The organism is Mycolicibacterium anyangense, assembly GCF_010731855.1.
Taxonomy (GTDB): domain Bacteria; phylum Actinomycetota; class Actinomycetes; order Mycobacteriales; family Mycobacteriaceae; genus Mycobacterium; species Mycobacterium anyangense.
Genome location: NZ_AP022620.1, coordinates 5,231,118 through 5,249,913 on the forward strand (window position 1 = coordinate 5,231,118; position 18,796 = coordinate 5,249,913).

Annotated in this window: 19 protein-coding genes; all 19 read left to right on the forward strand. The window is 66.6% G+C overall.

Annotated elements, in window-relative coordinates:
- Window positions 1-6: 6 nt before the first annotated feature.
- Window positions 7-843: a 50S ribosomal protein L2 gene (gene rplB, locus G6N35_RS24690; protein WP_163806999.1), complete on the forward strand. Its 837-nt coding sequence runs from the start codon at window positions 7-9 to the stop codon at window positions 841-843.
- 15 nt (window positions 844-858) lie between these two features.
- Window positions 859-1,140 carry a 30S ribosomal protein S19 gene (rpsS, locus tag G6N35_RS24695; RefSeq protein WP_003883480.1) on the forward strand — a complete coding sequence of 94 codons (282 nt, stop codon included), beginning with the start codon at window positions 859-861 and terminating at the stop codon, window positions 1,138-1,140.
- Window positions 1,137-1,598 carry a 50S ribosomal protein L22 gene (rplV, locus tag G6N35_RS24700; protein WP_163807001.1) on the forward strand — a complete coding sequence of 154 codons (462 nt, stop codon included), beginning with the start codon at window positions 1,137-1,139 and terminating at the stop codon, window positions 1,596-1,598. The genes rpsS and rplV overlap by 4 nt, the downstream gene beginning before the upstream one ends.
- Window positions 1,598-2,425, forward strand: a complete 828-nt coding sequence (rpsC, locus tag G6N35_RS24705) for a 30S ribosomal protein S3 (protein ID WP_163807004.1) — start codon at window positions 1,598-1,600, stop codon at window positions 2,423-2,425. Before rplV ends, rpsC begins: the two co-directional genes overlap by 1 nt.
- 2 nt (window positions 2,426-2,427) lie before the next feature.
- Window positions 2,428-2,844: a 50S ribosomal protein L16 gene (rplP, locus tag G6N35_RS24710; RefSeq protein ID WP_059015965.1), complete on the forward strand. Its 417-nt coding sequence runs from the start codon at window positions 2,428-2,430 to the stop codon at window positions 2,842-2,844.
- Window positions 2,844-3,077 carry a 50S ribosomal protein L29 gene (gene rpmC / locus G6N35_RS24715; protein ID WP_163807006.1) on the forward strand — a complete coding sequence of 78 codons (234 nt, stop codon included), beginning with the start codon at window positions 2,844-2,846 and terminating at the stop codon, window positions 3,075-3,077. The genes rplP and rpmC overlap by 1 nt, the downstream gene beginning before the upstream one ends.
- Window positions 3,077-3,385, forward strand: a complete 309-nt coding sequence (gene rpsQ / locus G6N35_RS24720; RefSeq protein WP_163807009.1) for a 30S ribosomal protein S17 — start codon at window positions 3,077-3,079, stop codon at window positions 3,383-3,385. Before rpmC ends, rpsQ begins: the two co-directional genes overlap by 1 nt.
- 124 nt (window positions 3,386-3,509) lie before the next feature.
- Complete coding sequence (locus G6N35_RS24725) at window positions 3,510-5,477, forward strand: cellulose biosynthesis cyclic di-GMP-binding regulatory protein BcsB (RefSeq protein WP_163807011.1); 1,968 nt, start codon at window positions 3,510-3,512, stop codon at window positions 5,475-5,477.
- A gap of 89 nt (window positions 5,478-5,566) precedes the next feature.
- Window positions 5,567-7,519, forward strand: a complete 1,953-nt coding sequence (locus G6N35_RS24730; RefSeq protein WP_163807013.1) for a DEAD/DEAH box helicase family protein — start codon at window positions 5,567-5,569, stop codon at window positions 7,517-7,519.
- A gap of 2 nt (window positions 7,520-7,521) precedes the next feature.
- The gene (locus G6N35_RS24735) at window positions 7,522-9,039 is read left to right on the forward strand and encodes a hypothetical protein (protein WP_163807014.1); all 1,518 of its coding nucleotides are present in this window, start codon (window positions 7,522-7,524) and stop codon (window positions 9,037-9,039) included.
- Between the two features lie 8 nt (window positions 9,040-9,047).
- A complete protein-coding gene (locus G6N35_RS24740) occupies window positions 9,048-10,511 on the forward strand; it encodes a glycosyltransferase (protein ID WP_163807914.1) in 1,464 nt (487 codons plus the stop codon).
- Complete coding sequence (locus tag G6N35_RS24745) at window positions 10,508-12,181, forward strand: glycosyltransferase family protein (protein ID WP_163807015.1); 1,674 nt, start codon at window positions 10,508-10,510, stop codon at window positions 12,179-12,181. Before G6N35_RS24740 ends, G6N35_RS24745 begins: the two co-directional genes overlap by 4 nt.
- A 72-nt stretch (window positions 12,182-12,253) precedes the next feature.
- Window positions 12,254-14,602 (forward strand): arylsulfatase, encoded by a 2,349-nt coding sequence (locus tag G6N35_RS24750; protein WP_163807016.1) that lies wholly within the window; start codon window positions 12,254-12,256, stop codon window positions 14,600-14,602.
- Window positions 14,603-14,623: 21 nt separating this feature from the next.
- Window positions 14,624-15,322: a hypothetical protein gene (locus G6N35_RS24755; RefSeq protein ID WP_163807017.1), complete on the forward strand. Its 699-nt coding sequence runs from the start codon at window positions 14,624-14,626 to the stop codon at window positions 15,320-15,322.
- A gap of 4 nt (window positions 15,323-15,326) precedes the next feature.
- Window positions 15,327-16,208, forward strand: a complete 882-nt coding sequence (locus G6N35_RS24760) for a formylglycine-generating enzyme family protein (RefSeq protein WP_163807018.1) — start codon at window positions 15,327-15,329, stop codon at window positions 16,206-16,208.
- 100 nt (window positions 16,209-16,308) lie between these two features.
- Window positions 16,309-17,226: a hypothetical protein gene (locus tag G6N35_RS24765; protein WP_163807019.1), complete on the forward strand. Its 918-nt coding sequence runs from the start codon at window positions 16,309-16,311 to the stop codon at window positions 17,224-17,226.
- A 312-nt stretch (window positions 17,227-17,538) separates the two neighbouring features.
- Entirely contained in the window at window positions 17,539-17,907 is a 369-nt protein-coding gene (gene rplN, locus G6N35_RS24770; protein ID WP_018601827.1) for a 50S ribosomal protein L14, read from the forward strand.
- Window positions 17,908-18,225: a 50S ribosomal protein L24 gene (rplX, locus tag G6N35_RS24775; RefSeq protein WP_163807020.1), complete on the forward strand. Its 318-nt coding sequence runs from the start codon at window positions 17,908-17,910 to the stop codon at window positions 18,223-18,225.
- A 5-nt stretch (window positions 18,226-18,230) separates the two neighbouring features.
- Entirely contained in the window at window positions 18,231-18,794 is a 564-nt protein-coding gene (gene rplE / locus G6N35_RS24780) for a 50S ribosomal protein L5 (RefSeq protein WP_163807021.1), read from the forward strand.
- Window positions 18,795-18,796 lie beyond the last annotated feature (2 nt).

The window sequence follows — 18,796 nt, forward strand, 5'->3', positions numbered from 1 at the left end:
CAGAACATGGGAATTCGCAAGTACAAGCCGACGACCCCCGGTCGCCGCGGTGCCAGCGTCTCCGATTTCGCCGAGATCACTCGCTCGACTCCGGAGAAGTCGCTGATCCGTCCGCTGCACGGCACCGGTGGTCGCAACGCCCACGGCCGAATCACCACCCGGCACAAGGGCGGTGGCCACAAGCGCGCCTACCGGGTGATCGACTTCCGTCGTAACGACAAGGACGGCGTCAACGCCAAGGTCGCTCACATCGAGTACGACCCGAACCGCACCGCGAACATCGCGCTGCTGCACTTCCTGGACGGCGAGAAGCGCTACATCATCGCGCCGCAGGGACTCAAGCAGGGTGACGTGGTCGAGTCCGGCGCCAACGCCGACATCAAGCCCGGTAACAACCTGCCGCTGCGCAACATCCCGGCCGGTACGTTGATCCACGCCGTCGAGCTGCGCCCCGGTGGCGGTGCCAAGCTGGCCCGCTCGGCCGGCTCGAGCATCCAGCTGCTGGGCAAGGAAGGCACCTACGCCTCGCTGCGTATGCCGTCGGGTGAAATCCGCCGCGTCGACGTGCGCTGCCGCGCCACCGTCGGCGAGGTCGGCAACGCCGAGCAGGCCAACATCAACTGGGGCAAGGCCGGCCGCATGCGGTGGAAGGGCAAGCGTCCCACCGTCCGTGGTGTCGTGATGAACCCGGTCGACCACCCGCACGGTGGTGGCGAGGGCAAGACCTCCGGTGGCCGCCATCCGGTCAGCCCGTGGGGTAAGCCCGAGGGCCGCACCCGCAAGCCCAACAAGCCGAGCGACAAGCTCATCGTCCGACGCCGGCGCACCGGCAAGAAGCGCTAGGCAGGAGAGTAAGCAATGCCACGCAGCCTGAAGAAGGGTCCGTTCGTCGACGACCATCTGCTCAAGAAGGTCGACGTCCAGAACGAGAAGAACACCAAGCAGGTCATCAAGACCTGGTCGCGTCGTTCGACCATCCTCCCGGACTTCATCGGTCACACCTTCGCCGTCCATGACGGTCGCAAGCACGTGCCGGTGTTCGTCACCGAGGCCATGGTCGGGCACAAGCTGGGCGAGTTCGCCCCGACGCGGACGTTCAAGGGTCACATCAAGGACGACCGGAAGAGCAAGCGCCGATGAGCACCGTTACCGAATATCCGTCTGCTACCGCCAAGGCGCGCTTCGTGCGTGTCTCGGCCAGCAAGGCGCGCCGGGTGATCGACCTGGTCCGCGGGAAGTCCGTCGAAGAGGCGCTCGACATCCTGCGCTGGGCCCCGCAGGCCGCCAGCGAGCCGGTCGCCAAGGTGATCGCCAGCGCTGCCGCCAACGCGCAGAACAACAACGGCCTGGACCCGGCCTCCCTCGTGGTGGCCACCGTCTTCGCCGATGAGGGCCCGACGGCCAAGCGCATCCGGCCGCGCGCGCAGGGTCGCGCCTACCGGATCCGCAAGCGCACCAGCCACATCACCGTGATCGTGGAGAGCCGTCCCAGCAAGAAGGACGCAGGCACCTCGGCCAGCGCAGCCCGCGCCCGTCGTGCGCAGGCCAGCAAGGCTGCCAAGACGACGGCCGACAAGACGAAGGAGGGCTCGGAGTAGTGGGCCAGAAAATCAATCCCCACGGCTTCCGGCTCGGTATCACCACCGATTGGAAGTCCCGGTGGTACGCCGACAAGCAGTACGCCGACTACGTCAAGGAAGACGTGGCCATCCGGCGCCTGCTGGCCACCGGTCTCGAGCGCGCCGGCATCGCCGACGTGGAGATCGAGCGCACCCGTGACCGGGTTCGCGTTGACATCCACACCGCGCGTCCGGGCATCGTGATCGGCCGCCGCGGCACCGAGGCCGACCGCATCCGCGCCGACCTGGAGAAGCTGACCGGCAAGCAGGTTCAGCTCAACATCCTCGAGGTCAAGAACCCCGAGGCGCAGGCCCAGCTGGTCGCCCAGGGTGTGGCCGAGCAGCTGAGCAACCGGGTGGCGTTCCGCCGCGCGATGCGCAAGGCCATCCAGTCGGCCATGCGGCAGCCCAACGTCAAGGGCATCCGCGTGCAGTGCTCGGGCCGCCTCGGCGGCGCCGAGATGAGCCGCTCGGAGTTCTACCGCGAAGGCCGCGTGCCGCTGCACACCCTGCGCGCTGACATCGATTACGGCCTGTACGAGGCCAAGACCACCTTCGGTCGAATCGGCGTCAAGGTGTGGATCTACAAGGGCGACATCGTCGGTGGCAAGCGTGAGCTGTCCGCCGCTGCACCGGCCGCCGACCGCCCGCGCCGCGAGCGTCCGTCGGGCACCCGCCCGCGCCGCAGCGGTGCGTCCGGTACCACCGCGACGAGCACCGAAGCCGGCCGCGCGGCCAGCGAAGGTCCGGCGGAAACGGTCGAGGCTTCGGCCGTCGAACCCGCCGCTGAGAGCACGGAGAACTAGTCATGTTGATTCCCCGTAAGGTCAAGCACCGCAAGCAACACCACCCCAAGCAGCGTGGTATTGCCAGCGGTGGAACGTCGGTGACGTTCGGTGACTACGGCATCCAGGCCCTGGAGCACGCCTACATCACCAACCGGCAGATCGAGTCCGCTCGTATCGCCATCAACCGGCACATCAAGCGTGGCGGCAAGGTGTGGATCAACATCTTCCCCGACCGTCCGCTGACCAAGAAGCCCGCCGAGACCCGCATGGGTTCCGGTAAGGGCTCCCCGGAGTGGTGGGTGGCCAACGTGAAGCCGGGCCGCGTGCTTTTCGAGCTGAGCTACCCCAATGAGCAGATCGCGCGCGAAGCACTGACCCGCGCGATCCACAAGTTGCCGATCAAGGCACGCATCGTGACCCGAGAGGAGCAGTTCTGATGGCAGTGGGCGTCAGCGCCGGCGAACTGCGCGAACTGACCGACGACGAGTTGGTCGACAAGCTGCGCGAGTCGAAGGAAGAGCTGTTCAACCTGCGTTTCCAGATGGCCACCGGGCAGCTGGACAACAATCGTCGGCTTCGCTTGGTCCGGCAGGAAATCGCACGCATCTACACGGTGCTGCGTGAACGTGAATTGGGTCTGGCCTCCGGACCCGCTGGTGAGGAATCGTGATGGCAGAAGACACTTCAAAATCGGCTGGGCCCAAGTACACCCCGGCGGCCGAGAAGCCCCGCGGCCGTCGTAAGACGGCGATCGGCTACGTGGTCAGCGACAAGATGGAGAAGACCATCGTCGTTGAACTCGAGTCGCGTGTGCAGCACCCCAAGTACGGCAAGATCATTCGCACGACCAAGAAGGTCAAGGCCCACGACGAGGACGGCGTCGCCGGCATCGGCGACCGGGTCTCGTTGATGGAGACGCGGCCGCTGTCGGCCACCAAGCGCTGGCGCCTGGTGGACGTCCTCGAGAAGGCCAAGTAGTACGTCACTTTCCGAAATGCCCATCGCCGAAACCGGCGGTGGGCATTTTCGTCAATAACCGACCATCGCGACAATTCGGCGGTTCAGCGCGGCCATCGGAGTGCCAATGCCTAACATTCATCCGATGAAGAGCAGTTTCGCTAAACGGACGGCGGCGTTGGCCGCCGTGGTCGCGATGCTCCTCGCGGGGGGAACGCCGGGGGCCTACGCAGATCCGAACACCGACGCGGGTGCGGGCGGCGCACCGATCGACGCGCCAACACTGTCGCTCGGCGATCTGGGCCAAGGCCAGACACTGAGCTTCGACGGCGCCGCGGACACCACGAGTGCCACGCTGTCGTTCCCGGTCCCGCAGGGGCTGGCACCGTTAGCGCTCAATGCGGTTCTGCAACTGCCCGTCACGTTGCGATCGGGCAACCTCGTCGTCACGCAGAATGATCGCACCATCAGCCGGATCGATCTGCCGCTGACCGATCAGAGCCCCGTTGTCGTCCCGCTTGCCGGTGCGGAGGTGTCCGGCAACTACCTGACGGCCACGTTCACGATCACCGCGATCCCGCTCGACAAGTACTGCTGGGACCCGCTGCACCCGGTGCGCTTGACCTACAGCTCCATCACCTTCGGCGGCACCGAGGCGATACCGACGACGGTGTCCGCCTTCGTACCGCCGGTGCTGCGCAAGCTGACCATCGCGGTGCCGCCGCGGCCGTCGCAGGCCGAGTCCAATGCCGCGGTGCAACTGGCGGCCGCGATGGTGACCAAGTTCGGTGGCCAGAATCCCGACGTCGCCGTCGTCCCGCTGCCCGACGGTGCCACCGCCCTGCCGGCGCCGTCGGCACCGCTGGAGCGTCAGGTGGTCATCAAAGAGGGCCCCAACAAAGGTCTTTCGCTACAGGGGTCCGGCGTGCCGTCGCTAGTGGTCAGTGGCCAAGGTGACGAGCTGACGAATCAGGCTCGCTTGTTGGCCGACGACTCACTGCGCTATGCGTTGAGCCCCAGGGCGGTCGCCGGGCCATTGCCGTATCGGTTGCGGCTGGCCGGAAACACCACGACGCTGGCGCAGGTTGGCCAGTCTGATCTGCAGTCGGTGGGAATGTGGCCGTCGGTCGGTATCACCCTCGATCAGGCCCGCTTCGGCCATCCGCTGCACGCGGTCCGGTTGCATGTGATCGGTTCCTACACACCGCTGTCCAACGTGATGGGTGGCGAGGTGCGGATCTCGGTCGCGGGCCAGACCCTGGATCGGTGGCCGGTGGAGAACACCGGGGTGATCGATCGCTGGGTCGAGATCCCCGACAAGCTTCTCGGACGGTCGACCACCGTGGAGGTCTCGATCAACTCCACCGGTTTCCAGGGCGGGTGCGGTGAATACCTGGGCATCCACTTGCGGATCGACGGCAGCACCACCGTCGCCGTCAGCCCGGCCAATCCACCTCTGCCGGCAGGCTTTCGATCATTGCCGCAGACATTGATGCCGCGCGTGAAGATCGGTTTCGGTGACAAGGACACCTTCCTCGACACCGTTCGGGCGATCCAGATCGTCGTCGGGCTGCAGCGCTTCAGCCCGGTACCGCTGACCACGTCGGTGACGGGTCTGCAGGACGCGATCGCCAGCCCGGACCCGGCTGTCCTGGTTGCCGCCGACGGGTGGAGCGACAAGAACATCGCGCTGCCGATCAGTTCGGACAACGGCAGGATCGACATCCAGGCGCAGAGTCCAGAGGGCAATCCGCTGACACTGACGCTGGATCCCGCCATCCAGTACGGGTCGCTGCAGACCGTGTTCGACGGCAAGCGCACGTTGCTGATCGCGACGTCGAACGGGGTGCCCGCCCAGTTGGATGAGCTGCTCGGTTGGCTTTCCGGTGGCGCGGGCCGCTGGTCCGGGCTGGACGGCAGGGCCATCATCTCGGTTCCCGGCCAGGCGCCGGTGACCGTGCCGAACGAGCCCAGCGAGGTGACCGCGCCGCAGGCCGACGCCGCCGGTGACAGCAGCACCGGTTCGTGGGCGTGGTGGGTGGCCGGGGGTGTGGTCGCCGTGGCTGCCCTCGGGGCGTTGGCGATTCTGCTCAGCTCGCGCAAGACCTCCTGAGCCGGTCGGTTTCGGGACCGCGCGCCAGTGACCCAAGTTGTATGTGAGACTGGTGGGAAAATTGACGTTCGCCTAGCAAGGTCACAGTGATGCCCCAGGTGCACAACAGATCGCCGCGTAGGCCGGCGTTGATCGTCGCGATACTCGCCCTGGCATTGTGGACGTCGCCGGTGACCCGCGCCGAGCCGGAGGAACCCGCACCACCGTTGTCGAATGCGCCGACCCTGGGTCTGGCCGACATGGGCACCAGCGCCCCATTGGCGTTCTACGGCGACCAGGGCACCGCGATGCTGACGTTCCCGGTGCCGCAGGGTCTGGTCCCCGCCTCCTTGAACGCGACGCTCGAAGTCCCGATCAATGTCGCCGCGGGAACGCTGAGCGTCACGCAGGACGACCGCACCATCGCCCGTATCCCGCTGCCGGTGGCCGACCAGGTGCCGGTGGTGATCCCACTGGCCGGGGCCGACATCATCGACAACTCGGTGACCGTGACGTTGCGTACCTACCTGGTGCCGGTTCAGGGTTACTGCCTGGATCCCACCAACCCGCTGCGGCTGGTCAACGGATCGGTCACGTTCGACGGTGTCGAGTTGCCCCCGGCGACGGTCGCCGACTTCCTGCCGCCGGTGCTGCGCAAGCTGACGATCTCGATTCCGGCCAAGCCCACCAAGGCTGAGTCCGAGGCGGCGGTCCGGTTGGCCGCGGCTGTCGTCGCGCACTATGGCACGCAGACCACCTCCGTCGCGGTGAGCACGATCGGTTCGGGACCGGCGGCCCCGCAGGTTCCGTTCGAACGCGGCATCGTCATCCAGGAAAGCCCTGACACCGGCCTGTCCCTGCAGGGTGATGACGGTGTCGTCCCGGCTTTGCGAATCTCCGGACCTGCCAACGAATTGACCAACCAGACCCGGCTGCTGTCGTCGGACATCTCCCGGCTGGCGCTGAGCTCGAAAGCTGTCGTCGGACCACTGAAGGCCACCGCGCAGCTGCCCGGCAACGTCACCACGGTGCGCGAACTGGGACAGAACGGCGTGACCGCCGTGGCGCTGGCTCCTCAGGTCACCGTTGGTCTGGACCAGACCCGGCTGGGCCGCTCGGCCCACAATGTGCGGGTTCACCTCTTGGGCTCCTACACCCCGGTACCCGCTGCCATCAGCGCCCGACTGGTCGCCGTCGTCGGCGGTGAGACGATCGATCGCTGGCCCACCGACAACACCGGCGTGATCGACCACTGGGTGACCGTGCCCGATCGTCTGCTGCAGCGCTACACCAATCTCGGAGTGGCACTGAACATCGCGGGCAACACCGGACGGTGCGGGGAGTTCCAGCCGTTGACCCTGACGGTCGACGGCGACAGCGTGGTGGAGAGCGAACCGGCCATCCCGCCGGTGCCCGGCGGCTTCCAATCGTTGCCGCAGGCCCTGATGCCCCGTGTCCAGGTCGGCCTCGGCGCCGACGCCTTCGCCGATACGGTGCGGGCCACCACGATCATCGTTGGTTTGCAGCGGCTCAGTGCACTGCCCATCGACGTCGCCGTTACCGACGTCCAGACCGCGGTGAACAGCCGGCTGCCGGCCATCGTCGTCGCCGCCGACGGCTGGAACTTCTCGCGGATCACGCTGCCCGTCAGCCCGACCAGTGGACGGCTCGCGCTCGACGGTGTCGACGACGCCGGTGCGCCCACCACGTTGACGCTGGATCCCGCCATCCAGTTCGGCTCGCTGCAAACGGTGTTCGACGGACAGCGCACGCTGCTGGTCGCCACGTCCAACGGTGCACCCGACCAGCTCGACGAACTGCTGCGCTGGCTCAGCAGCGATCCGCGCCGATGGTCGCGGCTGGGCGGGGCCGCGATCGTCGCGACGCCGGGCCACAACCCGGTCACCGTGGGTACCCCGCCTGGGATGGTGCAGGCGCCCGCGCCGACCGTCGAGGACCGCAGGATCTGGGCCTGGGCGGTGGGCGGTGGCATTGCCGCGGCGGCCGCTGTCGGCAGCGGGCTGATCCTGTTGCGTTCCCGCAGAGGCGAATCCGGCGGCTGACGATGACGGCGACGGCAGCGACACCGCCGCACATTGCGGAGCCACCGACACCGTGGCTGCACGGGTTGCGGCCTGTCTACCGGCTGGTGCTGCGGTGGGTCGTCATCGCCGCGCTGACAGTGCTGGCGTTCCATCGTTCGCTGGAGTCGCTGCTGGAGTCGACCCGGGCGGGCAGCCTGAATGGCTACATCTGGGTGGTTCCGATGGCCGGCATCATGGCGGCCATCGGTGTAGCCCGTCGCGAGCGCACCGAACTGCCCATCCACGACCGCCAGACCGACGTCATCGTCGGCATCATCGGGCTGGGTGTGGCGCTGATGGTGCACGCCGTCCTGTTACAGCGCTACGCCACCTACTTCCACCTGCTGCGGCTGGATCTGCTGGCGATGTGGTTCTTCGTCGTCAGTTCCAGCGTGGTGTTGTTCGGGCTGCGGCCGGTGACCCGGTTCGCCTGGGTGTGGGCGCTGCTTCTGGCGGTCTTTCCGCTGCCCTACCAGATCACGGTCATCTTTCTCGGCGGCAGCCGGGTGGCCGCCGGTACCGGGGTACTGCTCATCGCGGCCGCTGCCACCGCGATCGCGGTGGGGCGCACCAGAAGCCGGGGCGTGGTCGGCGCGATCGGTTCCTGGGCGGTGGGTCTGGTCGTGCTGATGGGTATCGCGTTGGTGCGGCCCTCCGCGCCGGTGTTCGCCTACCAGATGATTCCGTCGGTCACCGCGATCGCCGCGGTCGGGCTGGCCCTGTACTTCCTGGCCCGCCGCGGCACCCGCAAGCGCGTCCTGGACCGGCGCCTGGAACCCCTTGCCGCCAAGGATGTCTGGGCCGGCCTACCACTGGTACTGGCGGTAGCCGTGGCGCTGTCCCTGGTGGTGGTGCCGGCGGCGACCAGCGCGCCGACCACCTGGATCTCGTCGATGACCTTCGGGCGCCCGCTGACCCCACCGGTCGGCTGGCACGTCACCGAACAGACCGAATACGACTGGGTCCGCCGGCTCTACGGGCGTGACTCGACCCTGTTGCGTCAGGCGATGGTCGCCGATACCGGAAACCTGAAGTGGGACAAGTTCTCCCGGCCAAGGACTGTGATCGTCGACTCGACCAACACCTGGCAGCCGTTCTCCTTCAACGTCTATCCCGCCAACGTCCTCTATGACATCGCTTCCAGTCGGGTGAGCGATCCGTACCCGGTTGGACTCGGCCACGAGGTGACCGGTTTCATGCTCAGCGTCGTCGACGACCGGCAGCTGGTGACATGGAACATCCTGACGTTCCAATGGCGCAACAAAGATTCTGCGCAGCGGGTGTTGATAGCGGCAGTGGACAACCACGAAGCGCAAGCCCCGTTCCCGGAGCCCAACGGCGCACTGCTGCCGACGCTGGGCACACTGTTCACGGTGCTGCTGCGCGGCAACGCCGTCACCAGCAACAAGGATCCGGAATACAAGGACGCCGAGATGCTCACCCAGTTCGGCCGTGGCCTGGTCGACGCCGCGCTCAAGGGTTCGGAGACGCTGCGATGAGCCGGCGGATGGTGCGCAGTCACGACGATGCCACCGACGAGGAGAAGCAGCGGGCACTGCACCGCGCCGTCGAGGGACTGCGCGAAGACGATCCGATGCGTTCGGCGGCCAATCCGGTGATGGGCTGGCAGCGCGCCGTGTTGTGGGCGGCGTTGATCGTCACGGTCGGTTTCGCGATCTGGTTGCCGATGCAGACCGCGGTCGCCCTGATCGGGTTGTGCACCTTCGGCTACGTGTTCACGATGCTCGACCGGGTGCTGATCTTCAAACAGGGTCTGGCCGCGGCGGCTCTGGTCATCTCCGACGAGAAGGCTCGCGCCATCCCGGACGATCAACTGCCGCGGTACACCATCCTGGTCCCGGCCTACAACGAGCCCGAGGTGGTGGCCGACCTGCTGGGCGCGATGGCGGCCCTGGAGTATCCGGCCGACAAATTGCAGGTGCTGTTACTGCTCGAAGCCGACGACGACGTGACCATCACCGCGGCCGAAAGCTGTGCCGACTCCGAGACGATCACGATCGTGCTGGTGCCTCCTGCCGAACCCAGGACCAAACCCAAAGCGTGCAACTACGGGCTGGAATTCGCGACAGGGGAGATCGTCACGATCTACGACGCCGAGGACCTTCCCGAACCCCTGCAGCTGCGCCGCGTGGTGGCCGCTTTTCGGGAGCTGCCCGACAACATCGCGTGTGTGCAGGCCAAGCTGGCCTATCACAATGGTCACCAGAACCTGCTCACCGGATGGTTCACCGCCGAATACGGGCTGTGGTTCGGCTATCTGCTGCCCGGGATGATGCGGAGCAATTCGCCGATCCCGTTGGGCGGTACCTCCAATCACCTGCGCCGCGACGTGCTCGACCGGATCGGGGCGTGGGATCCCTTCAACGTCACCGAAGACGCCGACCTCGGGCTGCGCATCGCGGCGTCGGGTTACCAGACCGCAGTGCTGGACTCCGCGACGCTGGAGGAGGCCAACAGCGACCCGATCAACTGGGTGCGGCAACGGTCCCGGTGGTACAAGGGTTACCTGCAGACGTGGCTGGTCCACATCAGGCGGCCGCGACAGTTGTTGCGCACCATCGGCTTGCGCAGCTTCATCCGGTTCAACCTGGTGATGGCCGGAACGCCGATCATCGCGGTGCTGAACCTGCTGTTCTGGTTCATCACGGTGTTGTGGTTCCTCGGTCAGCCCTCCGTAGTCGAGGCGGTCTTTCCCTGGTACATCTATTTCCCCGCACTGGCCGCGCTGATCCTGGGCAATGGCGCCACCCTCTACATGAACCTGATCGCGCTGCGCGAGGATGACCGGTCGGACCTGCTGGTCGCGGCGCTGACCGTGCCCGCCTTCTTCGTGATGATGAGCATCGCCGCGGCCAAGGGCACCTACCAGCTGATCCGCAACCCGTCCTACTGGGAGAAGACGTTTCACGGTCTGTCGCAGAAGCCGGACCCGGGGCCGGCGGCCTCATGACCGCAGGCACCGACCGGCGGATCAAGGCGGTCGCCTTCGCCGCGGCTTTCGTGTTGTACCTGGCGGTGGGGTACTGGCTGCAGGTCGCCAACGGGTTCATCCTCGGCGACGCACTCTCGCGGGTGTCTGCGGCGCAGAGCGTCCTGTTCAGCCGCTCGCCGCATCTGGCCGCCATCGGGTTCATCTTCACTCCGCTGACCGCGATGGTGCAGATCCCGGTGATCGCGGCGAGCCCGCTGTTCCCCGACCTCGCGGCGCGCGCCTTCGCGGGTTCGATCATGTCGGCGGCGTTCATGGCCGGCGCGGTCGTCCAGATCCTGTCGATGGGGACCGACCGCGGCCTGCCGCGCTGGTACGCGCTGACCATCACCGCGCTGTTCGCCGTGAACCCGATGATCATCTTCTACGGGTCCAACGGGATGAGCGAGGCGCCGTTCATCTTCTTCATCTCGTGGGCGGTGCGTCGTCTCATCCTCTGGATGGTCGACGACGACGTGCACCATCTGGTGGCCGCTGGCGGCATCGCGATGGGGCTGGCCTACCTGACCCGGTACGACGCCGTCGCTTGCGTGGCCGCCGCGGGTCTGATGGTCGGTACGACCACTTATGTGCGGGCCCGCCGGCCACCGCGGTTGCGTCGCGCACTGCTGGACCTCATCCTGGTCAGCGCGCCCGGTTTCGTCGCGTTCATCGGGTGGGCAGCCGCCAGCTGGCTGATCACTGGTGCGGCGTTCGCCCAATTCACCTCGCAGTACGGCAATTCGGCCATCCTCAAGCAGTCGGGCGGCGTGCAGGCCGGCCCGGGCAGCGGCCTGGTGTTCGCCGCCACCTGCATACTGCTGCTGGCCCCCACCCTGATTCCGATCGGCGCATGGGCCGGATTCATCCGCTGGGGCAGGCCGAAATGGACCATGCTGATCCCACCACTGGCGATCTACGGCGCAGCCCTGATATTCCAGGCGCTGACGTTCGCCGCGGGTTCGACGTTTCCGTTCCTGCGCTTTTACATCATCGCGATTCCATTTACGGCGTGCCTGGCGATGCTGGCCGTTCCCGACGGAGCGTTCGTCACGCCCAAGCGCCGCGGCCGCAACGCGGCACCCGCGACGCACGGCCTGACGACCCGCACCCGCACCGGGTACGCCGCAGTGGCGCTGGCGCTGGCGGTGAGCGTCCCGGTCACCGGATGGGGGATGAGCCTGGCCCGCTATGCACCCCAGGAGTATGCCCTGGGGGCGGTGCTCAACCCGGCCCCCGACAGCACGAGTCCGCAAAAGGCCGTCGAGCATCGCATCGCCCGAACCTTCTCCACCGAACGGGCTATCGCCGGCTACCTGGACAACCTCGAACTGGCCCACAGCTCGGTGATCACCGACACCGTCTACGGCTTCGCGGTGGTGGCCGCCTCCCGCAATCCCAGGATGTTCGTCGTACCGTCGGACCCCGATTTCGTGCGGCTGCTCAACAACCCGTCGGGCAACGGCGTCAAGTACCTGCTTGCCGTGCCCCCGACCGGGCGTGGCGTCTCCGATGCGCTCAACCAGCGCTACCCGACGCTCTACGACACCGGTGCCGACGTGGCCACGCTGGAACTGGAGATCCCCAATGACGGCGTCGGCCAACCGAACTGGCGACTTTATCGGGTCAACGAACCGGTACCGGAAGCCTGAGAAACCGACATAGATTCCACAGGAGATTTCTACTCGGCACGGGTAGGGTCGCTTCGACGATAGGGGTAGTTGATGGCAACGGAGTTCACCGGCAAGATCGCGCTCGACATTCGTGATTCCGAACCCGACTGGGGCCCGTACGCCGCGCCGACGGCGCCGCCGGACGCGCCCAACGTGCTCTACGTGGTGTGGGACGACATCGGCATCGCCACCTGGGACTGCTTCGGCGGCCTCGTCGAGATGCCGGCGATGTCGCGGATCGCCGAACGCGGTGTGCGATTGTCGCAGTTCCACACCACCGCCCTGTGCTCGCCCACCAGGGCCTCGTTGCTCACCGGTCGCAACGCCACCACCGTGGGAATGGCGATGGTCGAGGAGTTCACCGAAGGGTTCCCCGGCAACAGTGGGCGCATCCCCGACGACACCGCGCTGATCTCGGAGGTGCTGGCCGAACGGGGCTGGAACACGTACTGCGTGGGCAAATGGCACCTGACTCCCATCGAGGAGTCCAATCTGGCTGCTACCCGGCGTCATTGGCCGCTGTCGCGCGGGTTCGAGCGGTTCTACGGGTTCATGGGCGGGGAGACCGACCAGTGGTATCCCGAGCTGGTCTACGACAACCATCCGGTGGAGGCACCCGCCACCCCGGAGGAGGGCTACCACCTTTCGAAGGACCTGGCCGACAAGGCCATCGAGTTCATCCGCGATTCGACGATGGTCGCCCCCGACAAGCCGTGGTTCACCTATCTGTGCCCGGGCGCCGGTCACGCCCCGCACCACGTCTTCACCGAGTGGGCCGACAAATACGCGGGCCGCTTCGACATGGGCTACGAGCGGTACCGGGAGATCGTTCTGGAGAACCAGAAGAAGCTCGGCATCGTCCCGCCCGACACCGAGTTGTCCGGCGTCAATCCCTACTCCGACGTGACCGGGCCGGATGGCCAGCCCTGGCCCGAGCAGGACACCGTGCGGCCCTGGGATGCGTTGTCCGACGACGAGAAGCGGCTGTTCGCCCGGATGGCCGAGGTGTTCGCCGGCTTCCTGTCCTACACCGATGCCCAGATCGGCCGGGTGCTCGACTACCTCGAGGAATCGGGTCAGCTCGACAACACCATCATCGTGGTGATCTCCGACAACGGCGCCAGCGGTGAGGGCGGCCCGAACGGCTCGGTCAACGAAGCCAAGTTCTTCAACGGCTACATCGACACCGTCGAGGAGGCGCTGCCCTTCCTGGACGAATTGGGTTCTCCTGCAACCTACAACCACTACCCGATCGGGTGGGCGATGGCGTTCAATACGCCCTACAAGCTCTACAAGCGTTACGCCTCCCATGAAGGCGGCATCGCCGACACCGCGATTGTGTCCTGGCCCAACGGAATCGCGGCACACGGTGCCATCAGAGACCACTACGTCAATGTCAGTGACATCACGCCGACCGTCTACGAGTTGCTGGGCATCGAACCGCCGGAGACGGTGCGCGGCATCGCGCAGAAGCCACTGGATGGCGTGAGCTTCAAAGCGGCCCTTGATGATCCGAACGTCGACACCGGGAAGAAGACCCAGTTCTACACCATGCTGGGCACTCGTGGTATCTGGCACGAGGGCTGGTTCGCTAACACCGTGCACCCGGCCGCCCCGTCGGGATGGTCACATTTCGACGAGGACCGCTGGGAGCTCTACCACATCGACAAGGACCGCAGTCAGACCCGGGATCTGGCGGCTGAGCATCCGGAGAAACTGGAGGAGCTCAAGGCCCTGTGGTTCGCCGAAGCCGAGAAATACAACGGTCTTCCGCTCGCCGATCTCAACGTCTTCGAGATGGTCGGACGCTGGCGGCCCGGCATCGCCGGCAATCGCTCGAGTTACGTCTACTACCCGCACACCGCGCCGGTGGCGATGGGGGCGTGCGTGATGATCGGCGGCCGGTCGTTCTCGGTGCTCGCCGACGTCGTCATCGACGGCCCGGATGTCGAGGGGGTACTGCTCAAGCAAGGCGCAGGCCACGGCGGGTACGTGCTGTTCATCGCCGATGGCCGGTTGCAGTTCGTCTACAACTTCTTCGGTGAAATCGAGCAGCGGGTGATCGCGCCGGACCCGGTGCCCGCCGGGCACCACATTCTCGGTGTCGGCTACGCGCGTACCGGGGTGGAAGGCACCCACACCCCGGTCGGCGATGTCAGCCTCTACGTCGACGGCACTGCTGTGGCGACACTGCCCGGGGTCAAGGCCCACCCGTTCACGTTCGGATTGGCAGGCGGCGGCGTCAGCGTGGGCCGCAACCTGGGGCAGCCGGTGTCTACGGCCTACCGGGCCCCGTTCGATTTCCGCGGCGGTTCGATCCAGCACGTCGTGGTGGACGTGTCCGGCAGCCCGTACATCGATGCGGAGCGTCAACTGGCGGCGGCTTTCGCCAGGGACTGACGGCCCCGGCATACTGGATGGGTGACTCGGCTGGTGTGGGCCGCTTCGGCGGCGGTGGTACTGGCCGCACCCATTGTTGCCGGTTGTGTCCGCGACAGCGCGGGCACCGCGGTGCTGGCCGAGTCGTCGGTCGCGACGTCGGCGACCACCTCGATCAGCGCCTCGGCATCGGCCACCGCGACTGCGGAGACCTCGGAACCGGGAGTGGTGGAGACGACCCGTCAATCGCTACCGGCCGGTGCCACGGTGTGCCCGCAGAAATTCTCCGGGGCAACCGCGGTGGCCACCGTCGGTGATCCGGCGGCCCCGACGATCACGGTCGCGCTGCCTGACGGCTGGAGTGCCACGCCCGGCTCCGGTGACGTCGGAGCCCGGCTTGCCGGTCCGGACGACATGCTGGCCGAGATCAGCATCACCGCCACCCCGCTGGAGCCGGCCGCCGCATTCACCCGGTACTCCGACAGCCTGATGGCCAAGTACCCGATCAGCACGCTGAGCCTGCTGCCCGCCGATCTGTGCGGGTTCAGCGGCCAGAAGCTGATGGGGACGTGGGCCGACGACCCGGATGAGTCGATCCAGTATGAGGATCGCATCGCCCACATCTGGACCAACTCGAAGAGCTACCTGGTGGCCATCCACGTCGAAGCACCTTCTGGCGCAACGGGATTCGACGCGGCAGCCGATACACTGACCGGCGACTTCGGTGTCGTCATACCCTGACATGGTGCTGCGCGAGCTAGTCGAACTGCCCGGCGGAACCTTCCGGATGGGCTCGGTCAGCTTCTATCCCGAAGAAGCGCCGATCCACACCGCGACCGTCGCCCCGTTCGCGATCGAACGCCACCCGGTGACCAACGCCGCCTTTGCCGAGTTCGTGGCCGACACCGGCTACGTCACCGTCGCCGAGCGGCCGCTGGACCCGGCGCTCTACCCGGGGGTCGCCGAAGCCGACCTGCTGCCCGGCGCCCTGGTCTTCCGGCCGACGCCGGGTCCGGTGGATCTGCGCGACTGGCGGCAGTGGTGGGACTGGGCGCCGGGCGCGCACTGGCGCCAGCCGTTCGGGGCCGGCAGCGACCTGGTCGGCAAGGACGACCACCCCGTGGTGCAGGTCGCCTATCCCGACGCGGCCGCCTACGCGGCGTGGGCCGGGCGGCGGCTGCCGACCGAGGCCGAGTGGGAGTACGCGGCACGCGCCGGCAGCGACACCACTTATGCCTGGGGGCAGGAACCGACCGTCGGCGGTGCCCTGATGGCCAACACCTGGCAGGGCCGCTTTCCCTACCGCAATGACGGTGCGCTGGGCTTCACCGGCACCTCGCCGGTGGGCACCTTCCCGGCCAACGGGTTCGGGTTGGTCGACATGATCGGCAACGTCTGGGAGTGGACCACCACCCGGTTCTCGGCGCATCACCTCGGTGAGCAGCAGAAGAGCGCCTGCTGCCCGCCACCGGCGGACCCGGATCCGTCCGTCAACCAGACGCTCAAGGGCGGCTCACATCTGTGCGCGCCGGAGTACTGCCACCGGTACCGCCCGGCCGCGCGATCGCCGCAGTCCCAGGACAGTTCGACGACGCATATCGGGTTCCGCTGCGTGGTCAGCCGGTAGTTGGCGCCCAGCCTGTCGTTATCGACACAGCTACTTGGGCGATTGCGCGATAACAACAGCCTCGCCGCAATCTGTCGGTCTGCGTTGCGACTATCCCGGCATGAGGAGACTGATCGTCGGCAGTCAGGCACGGCGGGCGCAGACCGTGACCGAATACGAGCTGCGCCGCGGCTACGTGCGTATGTATCGGGATGTCTACCTGCCCAAGGGTTATGTGCTCGACCTGGTGGACCTCATCGACGGAGCCTGGTTGCGGTCCGGCCGTAAAGGAGTGGTCGCCGGGGTCGCGGCAGCCGCACTGCACGGCGCATCGTGGATAGAAGCCGGCATTCCTGTCGAACTGATCTGGGACAACACGAGGCCTCCGCACGGGATCATCGCCCGGGCCGAACGGCTCGAGCCCGACGAGATCACCACCTGCGAGTGCATCCCGGTCACGACCGCGGCCCGTACCGCTTTCGACCTTGGCCGGCATCTCCCGCGAGGGGAGGCGTTGATGCGCCTGGACGCACTCAAGCGGGCGACAGCCTTCCTCGACGACGAAGTCATCGCGCTGACACAGCGATACAAGGGAGCTCGTGGTGTGCGGCAGTTGCTCGAATTGCTGCCGCTTGTCGACGGTGGCGCGGCTTCACCACAAGAAACGCGGTTGCGGTTGCTGTATCACGACGCCGGGTTTCCCCGGCCGACCACGCAGATCGCCGTCCTCGAAGAGCGGTGGAAGGTCCTGCGCACCCTGGACATGGGGTGGCGTGACTTCCACGTCGCCTCCGAGTACGACGGCGATCAGCACCGTACCGACCGGGCGCAGTACGTGAAGGACCAGCGGCTGATGCCCAAGGTGGCGCAGCTCGGCTGGAACGTGATCCGAGTGATCAAGGAGGATCGTGACCAGGAGATCCTCGACCGCACATATGCGGCCCTCGTACGGCGCGGGTGGGACGGACGGCTACGTTCGTCCAGGCGGAACCGCTGGTGGCGACCTCCGAGCGCGCTCGGCGATGCGGCCAGCCTGTAGTTGTCGACACGTCTACTCGCAACTGTTGTCGATAAGTACAGTTTCGGCGGTGAGGCCGGCGGGGGGCCGGTGGTGAGGGCCCTCGTGAGGTCCGGGTTGCGCCCCGATCAGCGCTGATTTGGAGCATTGCCGCTGCTCCCCTAGTATGTAGGGGTTGCCTAGGGCAGACCTCGGCTGGCCGATACCGGTTCTTTCCGGATCTGGTTGGCCCTGCGTGCCCCTTCGGTGACAAAGACCGCGCACGTCAAGTTCCTTTTGGCCTGTCCATTGGGTTTTTGGCGTGCACACAGTTACCAGATCCGAGGAGATCTAGTGATTCAGCAGGAATCGCGGCTCAAAGTCGCCGACAACACGGGCGCCAAGGAGATCTTGTGCATCCGCGTGTTGGGTGGCTCGTCGCGGCGCTACGCCGGTATCGGCGACATCATCGTGGCGACCGTCAAGGACGCCATCCCTGGTGGCAACGTCAAGCGTGGTGACGTGGTCAAGGCCGTCGTGGTGCGCACCGTCAAGGAGCGTCGCCGGGCCGACGGCAGCTACATCAAGTTCGACGAGAACGCCGCGGTCATCATCAAGAACGACAATGACCCGCGTGGCACCCGCATCTTCGGCCCCGTCGGCCGCGAGCTGCGCGAGAAGAAGTTCATGAAGATCGTCTCGCTGGCCCCGGAGGTTTTGTAAATGAAGGTCCACAAGGGCGACACCGTGCTGGTCATCGCCGGTAAGGACAAGGGCGCCAAGGGCAAGGTCCTGCAGGCCTACCCGACTCGTAACCGGGTCCTGGTCGAGGGCGTCAACCGCATCAAGAAGCACACCGCGCAGTCGGCCAACGAGCGCGGCGCATCCTCGGGCGGCATCGTCACCCAGGAGGCACCCATCCACGTCTCCAACGTGATGGTCGTCGACTCCGACGGCAAGCCGACCCGCATCGGCTACCGCCGCGATGAGGAGACCGGCAAGAACGTCCGCATCGCCAAGAGCAACGGCAAGGACCTCTGAGAGATATGACTACCGCAGAAAAAGTTCAGCCCCGGCTGAAGGAGCGCTACCGCGCCGAGATCAAGGACGCGCTCAACAACGAATTCAACTACGCCAACGTCATGCAGATCCCCGGCGTGGTCAAGGTTGTCGTCAACATGGGTGTCGGTGACGCCGCCCGCGACGCCAAGCTGATCAACGGTGCGGTCAACGACCTGGCGCTGATCACCGGTCAGAAGCCGGAGATCCGCAAGGCTCGCAAGTCCATCGCCCAGTTCAAGCTGCGCGAGGGCATGCCGATCGGTGCGCGGGTGACCCTGCGCGGCGACCGGATGTGGGAGTTCCTCGACCGCCTCGTGTCGATCGCCCTGCCGCGTATCCGCGACTTCCGCGGCCTGTCGCCAAAGCAGTTCGACGGCCACGGCAACTACACCTTCGGCCTGGCCGAGCAGTCGGTGTTCCACGAGATCGACGTGGACTCCATCGACCGGCCCCGGGGCATGGACATCACCGTCGTCACGTCGGCGACGAACGACGACGAAGGTCGCGCGCTGCTGCGGGCCCTCGGCTTCCCGTTCAAGGAGAACTGAGC

What these genes read in the sequence shown, in the direction of transcription:
- G6N35_RS24730 (WP_163807013.1), top strand. Translation starts at nt 5,567, where the DNA reads ATGCCCCAGGTGCACAACAGATCGCCGCGTAGGCCGGCGTTGATCGTC.
- G6N35_RS24765 (WP_163807019.1), top strand. Translation starts at nt 16,309, where the DNA reads ATGAGGAGACTGATCGTCGGCAGTCAGGCACGGCGGGCGCAGACCGTG.
- rpsS (WP_003883480.1), top strand. Translation starts at nt 859, where the DNA reads ATGCCACGCAGCCTGAAGAAGGGTCCGTTCGTCGACGACCATCTGCTC.
- rplB (WP_163806999.1), top strand. Translation starts at nt 7, where the DNA reads ATGGGAATTCGCAAGTACAAGCCGACGACCCCCGGTCGCCGCGGTGCC.
- rpmC (WP_163807006.1), top strand. Translation starts at nt 2,844, where the DNA reads ATGGCAGTGGGCGTCAGCGCCGGCGAACTGCGCGAACTGACCGACGAC.
- G6N35_RS24750 (WP_163807016.1), top strand. Translation starts at nt 12,254, where the DNA reads ATGGCAACGGAGTTCACCGGCAAGATCGCGCTCGACATTCGTGATTCC.
- rpsQ (WP_163807009.1), top strand. Translation starts at nt 3,077, where the DNA reads ATGGCAGAAGACACTTCAAAATCGGCTGGGCCCAAGTACACCCCGGCG.
- G6N35_RS24735 (WP_163807014.1), top strand. Translation starts at nt 7,522, where the DNA reads ATGACGGCGACGGCAGCGACACCGCCGCACATTGCGGAGCCACCGACA.
- rplP (WP_059015965.1), top strand. Translation starts at nt 2,428, where the DNA reads ATGTTGATTCCCCGTAAGGTCAAGCACCGCAAGCAACACCACCCCAAG.
- G6N35_RS24740 (WP_163807914.1), top strand. Translation starts at nt 9,048, where the DNA reads ATGGTGCGCAGTCACGACGATGCCACCGACGAGGAGAAGCAGCGGGCA.
- G6N35_RS24725 (WP_163807011.1), top strand. Translation starts at nt 3,510, where the DNA reads ATGAAGAGCAGTTTCGCTAAACGGACGGCGGCGTTGGCCGCCGTGGTC.
- G6N35_RS24745 (WP_163807015.1), top strand. Translation starts at nt 10,508, where the DNA reads ATGACCGCAGGCACCGACCGGCGGATCAAGGCGGTCGCCTTCGCCGCG.
- rplX (WP_163807020.1), top strand. Translation starts at nt 17,908, where the DNA reads ATGAAGGTCCACAAGGGCGACACCGTGCTGGTCATCGCCGGTAAGGAC.
- rplV (WP_163807001.1), top strand. Translation starts at nt 1,137, where the DNA reads ATGAGCACCGTTACCGAATATCCGTCTGCTACCGCCAAGGCGCGCTTC.
- rplE (WP_163807021.1), top strand. Translation starts at nt 18,231, where the DNA reads ATGACTACCGCAGAAAAAGTTCAGCCCCGGCTGAAGGAGCGCTACCGC.